The sequence below is a fragment of the Streptomyces sp. genome (genome assembly GCF_050698815.1).
Lineage (GTDB): Bacteria > Actinomycetota > Actinomycetes > Streptomycetales > Streptomycetaceae > Streptomyces.
Map to the genome: position 1 here is coordinate 1 of NZ_JBOHCV010000730.1, position 8,272 is coordinate 8,272.

Below are 8,272 nucleotides of genomic sequence, written 5' to 3' on the forward strand. Positions count from 1 at the left end.
GGGCGCAGGCGGGCCGGCCGGGGAGGGCGCCGCAGGCGCGGGAGGTGACCGTCCCGCCCGGCGTACGCGCTCCGCGAGCTCGGGCTCGGCGAGTCAGCGCGGGGACGACGCGCCATGGCGCGAGGCCGGCAAGCGGCCGTCCGGCGGCGACAGCGGCGCCGGCGAGGCTGACGCCGGCGAGGGTGGCGGCAACAGCGACCGCGGCAACAGCGACCGCGGCCGCGACGAACCGACGGAGGGTGGCGCCTGATGGACGTGCTCGACGTCGTCATCCGGCTGGCGGCGGTGCTGCTCGCGCTGCTCGTACTGCCGCTGCTCGTCGGACAGACCGAGCACAAGGTGATGGCCCACATGCAGGGCCGGGTCGGTCCCATGTACGCGGGCGGCTTCCACGGCTGGGCGCAACTCGTCGCCGACGGCGTGAAGTTCGCCCAGAAGGAAGACATCGTGCCCAGCGGCGCGGACCGGCGCATCTTCCAGCTGGCCCCCGCCGTCGCGCTGCTGCCCTACCTCGTCGTGCTGATCGCGATCCCGGTCGCCCCCTCGCCGACCACGGGAGTCGGCCAGGTCATCGACGCGGGCGTCTTCTTCGTGCTCGCCGTGCTGGGCGTGGGCGTGCTGGGCTCGCTCATGGGCGGCTGGGCCTCGGCCAACAAGTTCTCCCTCCTCGGCGGACTCCGCACCGCCGCGCAGCTGATGGCGTACGAGCTGCCGATGCTGCTCGCGGCGGCCTCGGTCGCCATGGCCGCCGGTACCGTCTCGCTGCCGGGCATCCTGGACGCCTGGCAGTGGTGGTGGCTGCCCTGGCAGATCACCGGCGGGCTGGTCTTCTTCACCGCCGGGCTCGCCGAACTGCAACGCCCTCCCTTCGACGCCCCGGTCGCCGACTCCGAGATCATCTTCGGCGCCTACACCGAGTACACCGGCCTCCGTTTCGCGCTCTTCCTGCTCGCCGAGTACGCGGGCATCGTCGTGCTCTCCGCGCTGACGGCCGTGCTCTTCCTGGGCGGCTGGCACGGCCCGTTCTCGGACGAGCTCGGCTGGGTGTGGACGCTGCTCAAGACCGCGCTGCTCGCCTTCGTCGTCATCTGGCTGCGGGTGAGCTACCCGCGGCTGCGCGAGGACCAGATCCAGCGCGTCGCCTGGACCGTGCTCGTACCGCTCGCCCTCCTCCAGATCGCCCTCACCGGCGTCGTCAAGGTGGTGATCCAGTAATGCCCGTGCCCGGCGCCGGACTGGCCAAGGGCCTGGCCGTCACCCTGCGCACGATGACCCGCCGTTCGGTCACCGCGCACTATCCGGACGTACAGCCCGAGTTGCCGCCGCGCAGCCGCGGGGTGATCGGGCTGTTCGAGGAGAACTGCACGGTCTGCATGCTGTGCGCCCGCGAGTGCCCGGACTGGTGCATCTACATCGACTCGCACAAGGAGACCGTGCCTCCCTCCGCTCCCGGGGGACGCGAGCGCAGCCGCAACGTGCTGGACCGCTTCGCCATCGACTTCGCGCTCTGCATGTACTGCGGTATCTGCATCGAGGTCTGTCCTTTCGACGCGCTGTTCTGGTCACCGGAGTTCGAGTACGCGGAGACCGACATCCGCGAACTCACCCACGAGCGGGACAAGCTCCGCGAGTGGATGTGGACGGTGCCGGAGCCGCCCGCCCTCGACCCGGCCGCCGAGGAGCCCAAGGAGCTGGCCGCCGCCCGCAAGGCCGCCGACAAGCTCGCGGCCCAGCAGGCCCAGCAAACCGAGTCGCAGCAGGCCGAGCCCGAGCGGGAGGGCGACGCGTGAATCTCGCCGCAGCCCAACCGGTCCACCCCGGGTTCCTCTCCCCGACCGGTGTCGAGATAGTCTTCGTGCTGGTCGGTCTCGCCACCCTCGGCGCCGCCCTCGTCACCGTCACCACCAAGCAGCTCGTGCACGCGGCGCTGTGGCTGGTGGCGGCGCTGGGCGGGGTGGCCGTCGAATACCTGCTCCTCACCGCAGAGTTCATCGCCTGGGTCCAGGTCCTCATCTACGTGGGTTCCGTCGTCGTGCTCCTGCTCTTCGGGCTGATGCTCACCAAGGCGCCGATAGGGCGGTCGCCGGACGCCGACTCCGGCAACCGCTGGGTGGCCCTCGGTGTCGCCGTCGTCTCGGCCGCCACCCTCGTCACCCTCGTCGTGGACGCCTTCCGTACGAGCTGGATCGACCTGGGCGGCACCGCCGGGTCCACCAGGGTCACCGGCGAGGCGCTCTTCCGCGCCTGGGTGCTGCCGTTCGAAGCGCTCTCGGTCCTGCTGCTCGCCGCTCTCGTCGGCGCGATAGTCCTTTCCCGCCGGGAGCCTCACCGGAACCAGGAGAAGGAGGGGCGGCGCTGATGCACCTCGCCTATCCCGCCGTGCTCGCCGCCCTCCTCTTCTGCACCGGGCTCTACGGCGTCCTCGCCCGCCGCAACGCCATCCTCATGCTGCTGTCGGTCGAGCTCATGCTCAACGCCGTCAACCTCAACCTCGTCGCCTTCGACGTCTGGATCCGCGACACCCTGCACACGGGCCAGGCGCTCGCACTCTTCACCATCGCCATCGCCGCGGCCGAGATCGGCATCGGCCTCGCCATCGTGCTGCTCGTGTACCGCACCCACGGCAGCTCCGACATCGACCGGCTGCGCGACCTGCGGGAGAGAGCGGGCCCCGACGACCCGGACGGCCCCGACGGTCCGCGCGACGACTCGAGCGATACGGCAACTGTGGCACCTGCCACTGACAGCGGGAGGCAGACCGCGTGAGCACCACGACCCTCGCGGCCCTCGTACCGCTGCTGCCCTTCCTCGGCGCGGTCGCGAGCCTCCTCACCGGCCGCCGCGCGCCCGGCTTCGCGCGGCCCCTGGCCGTACTGCCCACCCTCCTGGCCACGGTGTTCGCGGTCATGGTCGCCGTACGCCAGGGCGGCGGTGCCCCCCTCAAGGCCGCCACCGAGCTGACCCCCACCGGCAACCCCGCACTCCCCGTCGAACTCGCCCTCCACCTGGACGGCTTCGCCGTCCTGGTCGCGGTCCTCGTCGGTGTCGTCGCCTCCGCCGTGCAGCTCTACTCCACCGGCTATCTGCGCGACGACCCGCGCTACGCCAGTTACGCCGCCTTCGTCTCCCTCTTCACCGCCGCGATGCTGCTCGTCGTCTACGCCGACGACCTCATCGTGCTGCTCGTCGGCTGGGAGGTGATGGGCATCTGCTCCTACTTCCTGGTCGGCCACTACTGGGAGACCCAGGCGGCACGAGCGGCCTCCCTCAAGGCGTTCCTGGTCACCAAGCTCGGCGACGTGCCCTTCCTGATCGGCATCCTCGTGCTCGCCTCCGACGCGGGCACCTTCCGGATCAGCGGCATCACCAGCCGGCTCACCTCCGAGCTGTCCGCCTACGAACCGGCACACCCCACCCTGATCGCGCTGCTGCTGCTCGCCGGAGTCGCGGGCAAGTCCGCGCAGTTCCCGCTGCACACCTGGCTGCCCGACGCGATGGCGGGTCCCACGCCGGTCTCCGCGCTGATCCACGCCGCCACCATGGTCGCCGCCGGCGTGTACTTCGTCGCCCGGCTGCTGCCGGTCTTCGCCGCCTCCACCGCCGCGCTGGTCGTACTGGCGCTGATGGCCGCCGTCACCATGATCGGCTCGGCGCTCTCGGCGCTCGCCCAGGACGACATCAAACGCGTCCTCGCCTACTCCACGATCGGTCAGCTCTCCTACATGGCCGCCGCGCTGGCCGTGACCGACCGCGGCGCGGCCGTCTTCCACCTGCTGGTGCACGGCGCGTTCAAGGCGCTGCTCTTCCTCGCCGCGGGCGTCCTCATCCACGCCGCCGGCACCAACTCCCTCGCCGCGATGGCCCGGATGGGCGGCCTCACCAAGATCGCGCCGGACGCCTACTGGACGATGACGGTCGGCCTGCTGGCCCTCGCCGCCCTCCCTCCCTTCAGCGGCTTCTTCTCCAAGGAGGCGGTGCTCGGCGCCGCGGAGCACACCGCGTTCGGCGACGGGCACGCCGGCGCCCCGGTCCTTGCGGGCTGGATCGTGCTCGCGGCCGGGCTGCTGGGCGCGTTCCTCACCGCCGCGTACGCCACCCGGCTCTGGCTGCTCGCCTTCCGCGGCGAGGGTCCGCGGGCCGCCGCCTCGGCACACGGCCGCGAACCCGCCGTGATGAACGTCGTGCTGTGGCTGCTCGCCATCCCCTCCCTCGGCCTCGGCCTCGCCTACGGCGTGCTGCCCCGCTGGTTCGACAGCGGCTCCCTGGGGCCGACCTTCACCACCTCCGTGCTCGCCACCGGCATCGCCCTCGCCGGCATCCTCGTGATGTACGGGGCGTGGCGGCACACCACCGCCCTCGCCGCCGCCCGGTCTCCGATGGGCGCGGTCGCCGCGCACCCGCAGGGCGACGCGGCGCTGTCGGAGGCCGAGGCCATCGCCACCCATGAGCCCGCCTACGGCGACATCGCCGCCGCCCCCGACCCGGCCGACCCGGGACGGCTGCTGCTGGGCCCGCTGCACGGCGCCGCCGCGCACGGCTTCCGGCTCGACACCGCCTACACCGTCCTGTTCGTACGGCCGACGCAGGCCGCCGCCCGGCTCGCCCGCTTCCTCGACCGCGAAGTCGTCGACCGCTACGTACGGGGCGCGGGCCTGGGCACCGGCCTGCTCGGCACGCTCGTCCGCCGCACCCAGACCGGCAACACGCAGACCTACCTCAGCGCGCTGGTCGTGGGGTCCCTGGTGCTCGCCGTGGCCGTCGTCCTCGTCGCCGCCGGAACCGGAGGGGCCTGACCGTGATCCCCGTCAGCAACACCGTCATGCAGGGCCTCCTCATCGGCGTACTCCTGCTCCCGCTGCTCGGTGCCGTCGCCGCGCTGCTGCCGCCGCCGCCCGGGCTCAGGGGGCGCGACTCCGGGCAGGCCGTGCTGCGGCACGGCGTCACCGTCACCGGACTCGTCCTCGCCGCCTCGGTCGTGCTCGCCCTCGGCTTCGACACCGATCACCCGGGCACCATGCAGGCCGAGTCGGACGTCAGCTGGATCCCCTCCCTCGGCATCCGCGTGCACCTGGGCACCGACGGCGTCTCCCTCCCCCTCCTGGTGCTCACCGCACTGCTGACGTTTCTCTGCGCGCTCTACAGCTACGGCCACGGTGCGAAAGGCACGGGCGGCGAGTCCACGGCTCCGGGCGGCGGCAGCCCGCAGGCGTTCGTCGCGCTGATCCTCCTCCTGGAGTCCGGCACCCTCGCCACCTTCGCCGCGCTCGACCTGGTGCTCTTCTTCCTCGCCTTCGAGATGGTGCTCATCCCGATGTACTTCCTCATCGCGCGCTGGGGCAGCGCCGAACGGGGCCCCGCGGCCTGGAAGTTCATCCTCTACACGCTGCTCGGCTCCGTCGTGATGCTGCTCGGCCTCCTCCTCGTCGGACTCAAGGGCGGCACGTTCGACATGGTGGCACTCGCCGCTGACAACGGGCCGGGCCTGAGCCACACCACGCAGCTGATCGCGGTGCTCGCCATCGGCGCCGGACTCGCCGTCAAGACCCCGATGTGGCCGCTGCACAGCTGGCTGCCCGACGCCCACACCGCCGCCCCGACCGTCGGCTCCGTACTGCTGGCCGGCGTCCTGCTGAAGATGGGCACCTACGGTTTCGTACGCATCCTGCTGCCGGTCGCCCCGGACGGCATGCGGACCTTCGCCCCGTATCTGGCCGCCTTCGCCGTCGTCGGCATCGTCTACGGCTCCCTCGTCTGCCTCTCCCTCGCCCGGCAGGGCGCCAAGGGCGACCTCAAGCGGCTGATCGCGTACTCCTCCGTCGGGCACATGGGCTTCGTGCTGCTCGGCATCGCGACGATGACCCGAACCGGCGTCAACGGCGCCCTGTTCGCCAACGTCGCGCACGGACTCATCACCGGGCTGCTCTTCTTCCTGGTCGGCGCGCTCAAGGAACGCACCGGCAGCACCGACCTCGACACCCTCTCCGGCGCCACCGGCGCCGCGCTGTACGGCAGGGCTCCGCGCTTCGGCGGGCTGCTCGCGTTCGGCGCCGTCGCCTCCCTCGGCCTGCCGGGACTGGCGGGTTTCTGGGGCGAGATGCTGACGCTGCTCGGCGCGTACCACCCCGCCGACGGGCTCGGCCGGCCTGCCTTCGTCGTCTTCATGGCGTTCGGCGGCCTCGGCACCCTGCTCACCGCCGGGTACCTGCTCGTCGTCGTGCGCCGCGTCTGCATGGGCGGCGCCCCCTTGGAGGAACGGGAGCCCGTGGAGCCCGTGGAGTCGGCGGCGGACGTGGAGTCGGGGGCGACGGCGACCGTGCGCCTCCCCGACGTGCGCACGTACGAGTACGTCGCGTGGACGCCCCTCGTCCTGCTCACCGTCGTCGCGGGCCTGTGGCCCGCCGTTCTCCTCGGACTCACCGACCCCGCCGTGCAGCACCTCCTGCCGGGAGTGACCCGATGACCGTCCTCGCCCAGGCCACACAAGCCGCACAAGCCGCTCAGGCAACCCAGGTGGCCCAGGGAGTCGTGCAGTCCGTCGACTGGCTCGCGATCTCGCCGCCGACCATCGCCGCCGTGGCCGGACTCGCCGTCCTCGTCGCCGACCTGTTCGTATCCGAGCGCGGCAAGCGCGCGCTGGGCGTGATCTCCGCCGTGGGCGTGCTGCTGGCGGCGCTGCCCCTGCTGTTCCTGCGGACCGAGAACATCCGGACCTTCTGCCTGCCCGGCGGATCGCAGGAGTGCGCCTACTACGCGGACTCCTTCACCCTCGTCGTGCAGTTCCTGGTGCTGGGGGCGGCGTTCGTCACCGCGCTGCTGTCGATGCCGGCGGTGCGCGAACTGGGGCTGCCCGCGGGCGAGTACTGGTTCCTGCTGCTGTCCGCCACCGCCGGCGCCGTGCTGATCCCCGCCTCCCGCGACCTGGTCACCCTCGTCATCGCCCTGGAGGTCGCTTCCCTTCCGGCGTTCGCACTGGTCGGGCTGCGGCGCGGGAGCCGGAGATCGGCCGAGGCGGCGCTGAAGTTCTTCCTCACCTCCGTCGCCGCCACGGCCGTCACGCTGCTGGGGGCCAGCTTCCTCTACGCCGTCACCGGCACCCTGAACCTGTACGGGATCGCCGACGGACTCACCGAAGCCGACCCCCAACTGGCCACCCTGGGCACCGCGGGGGTCGCCCTCACTCTCATCGGCTTCGCCTTCAAGGCGGCCGTCGTCCCCTTCCACTTCTGGATTCCGGATACCTATGTGGGGGCGCCCGTACCGGTCGCCGCGTTCCTCTCCGTCGTCGGCAAGACGGCCGGCCTCTCCGGGCTGATCCTGCTCGTCCTGCACGCGTTCCCCTCGCGCTCGGAGATCTGGGGCCCGGCCCTGGCCGTATTCGCCGCCCTCACCATGACCGTCGGCAACGCCGCCGCGCTGCGCCAGCGCGCCGACCGGGCGCACGGTGCCGTACGGCTGCTTGCCTGGTCCTCCGTCGGACAGGCGGGATATCTGCTGGTGCCGCTCGCCGCCGCGGCACCGGACGCCGAGGGGCGGCCCGGACAGGCGCTCTCAGCGGTCGGCGCCACGGTGGCCTATCTGCTGATGTACGCGGCGGTGAACCTCGGGGCCTTCGCCGTCGTCGCGCACATCAGCCGTGCCGACGGCGCCACCCGTACGAACCGCGCGAACCGGCTCGACGACTACCGCGGCCTTGCCGCCGCCCACCCCCTGGCCGCGCTCGCGCTCGGTTTCTTCCTGCTGTGCCTGGCCGGGCTGCCGCCCGGCGTCATCGGTCTCTTCGCCAAGGTGGCCGTCTTCTCCACGGCCGTGCGGAACGGACTGGGCTGGCTCGCGGTGATCATGGCGGTGAACGTCGTGATCGCGCTCTACTACTACCTGCGGTGGACCGCGCTGCTCTTCCGCCCGGCGCCCGAGCCCGCCGTCACCACCACCGCCCTTGCCACCGCCACCGCGCGCCGCCCGCGGATCTCCACCCCGCTCTCCGTGACCATCGCGCTGACGGCGGTGACCGGGATCATCCTCTCCGTCGACCCCGACCTGGTGCTCACCTTCGCCGCCGACGGCCTGCGATAACACCCCGGACGGGCCCCGGGGTCCGTTATGCCTGGCTGGGAACTGACATCCGTCCCCTCGCGTTGACCAAGGCGTGAGGGTCCACCGGACAGGTGGCATGACCACCCGCCTCAGGGTTCCCCTGCGCACTACCTGGAGGGCGTACTGTGCACCGGCACAACGGGCTGAGGACAGCCCTGCTCCTCGGGGGACTGTCCGC

7 protein-coding genes and 1 pseudogene are annotated in these 8,272 nt (G+C 72.1%); all 8 read left to right on the forward strand.

From position 1 onward, the window contains the following. Nucleotides 1–250 (forward strand): annotated as a pseudogene (locus ACRDP3_RS25910) (NADH-quinone oxidoreductase subunit C); the annotation flags it as partial. Beyond that, nucleotides 247–1,215, forward strand: coding sequence for a complex I subunit 1/NuoH family protein (locus tag ACRDP3_RS25915; RefSeq protein ID WP_431519431.1), 969 nt, complete (start codon nucleotides 247–249; stop codon nucleotides 1,213–1,215). The pseudogene ACRDP3_RS25910 and the gene ACRDP3_RS25915, both read left to right, overlap by 4 nt. Next, nucleotides 1,215–1,790 carry a NuoI/complex I 23 kDa subunit family protein gene (locus ACRDP3_RS25920; RefSeq protein WP_431519426.1) on the forward strand — a complete coding sequence of 192 codons (576 nt, stop codon included), beginning with the start codon at nucleotides 1,215–1,217 and terminating at the stop codon, nucleotides 1,788–1,790. The genes ACRDP3_RS25915 and ACRDP3_RS25920 overlap by 1 nt, the downstream gene beginning before the upstream one ends. Next, complete coding sequence (locus tag ACRDP3_RS25925) at nucleotides 1,787–2,359, forward strand: NADH-quinone oxidoreductase subunit J family protein (RefSeq protein ID WP_431519427.1); 573 nt, start codon at nucleotides 1,787–1,789, stop codon at nucleotides 2,357–2,359. Before ACRDP3_RS25920 ends, ACRDP3_RS25925 begins: the two co-directional genes overlap by 4 nt. Further along, entirely contained in the window at nucleotides 2,359–2,766 is a 408-nt protein-coding gene (nuoK, locus tag ACRDP3_RS25930) for an NADH-quinone oxidoreductase subunit NuoK (protein ID WP_431519428.1), read from the forward strand. Before ACRDP3_RS25925 ends, nuoK begins: the two co-directional genes overlap by 1 nt. Further along, nucleotides 2,763–4,793 (forward strand): NADH-quinone oxidoreductase subunit 5 family protein, encoded by a 2,031-nt coding sequence (locus ACRDP3_RS25935; RefSeq protein WP_431519429.1) that lies wholly within the window; start codon nucleotides 2,763–2,765, stop codon nucleotides 4,791–4,793. The genes nuoK and ACRDP3_RS25935 overlap by 4 nt, the downstream gene beginning before the upstream one ends. Nucleotides 4,794–4,819: 26 nt before the next feature. After that, nucleotides 4,820–6,460, forward strand: coding sequence for a complex I subunit 4 family protein (locus tag ACRDP3_RS25940; protein ID WP_431519432.1), 1,641 nt, complete (start codon nucleotides 4,820–4,822; stop codon nucleotides 6,458–6,460). Further along, entirely contained in the window at nucleotides 6,457–8,073 is a 1,617-nt protein-coding gene (locus ACRDP3_RS25945; RefSeq protein ID WP_431519430.1) for an NADH-quinone oxidoreductase subunit N, read from the forward strand. The genes ACRDP3_RS25940 and ACRDP3_RS25945 overlap by 4 nt, the downstream gene beginning before the upstream one ends. Nucleotides 8,074–8,272: the final 199 nt, after the last annotated feature.

Coding starts and splice junctions, on each gene's coding strand:
- ACRDP3_RS25940 (WP_431519432.1), top strand. CDS start 4,820: ATGCAGGGCCTCCTCATCGGCGTACTCCTGCTCCCGCTGCTCGGTGCC.
- nuoK (WP_431519428.1), top strand. CDS start 2,359: ATGCACCTCGCCTATCCCGCCGTGCTCGCCGCCCTCCTCTTCTGCACC.
- ACRDP3_RS25920 (WP_431519426.1), top strand. CDS start 1,215: ATGCCCGTGCCCGGCGCCGGACTGGCCAAGGGCCTGGCCGTCACCCTG.
- ACRDP3_RS25945 (WP_431519430.1), top strand. CDS start 6,457: ATGACCGTCCTCGCCCAGGCCACACAAGCCGCACAAGCCGCTCAGGCA.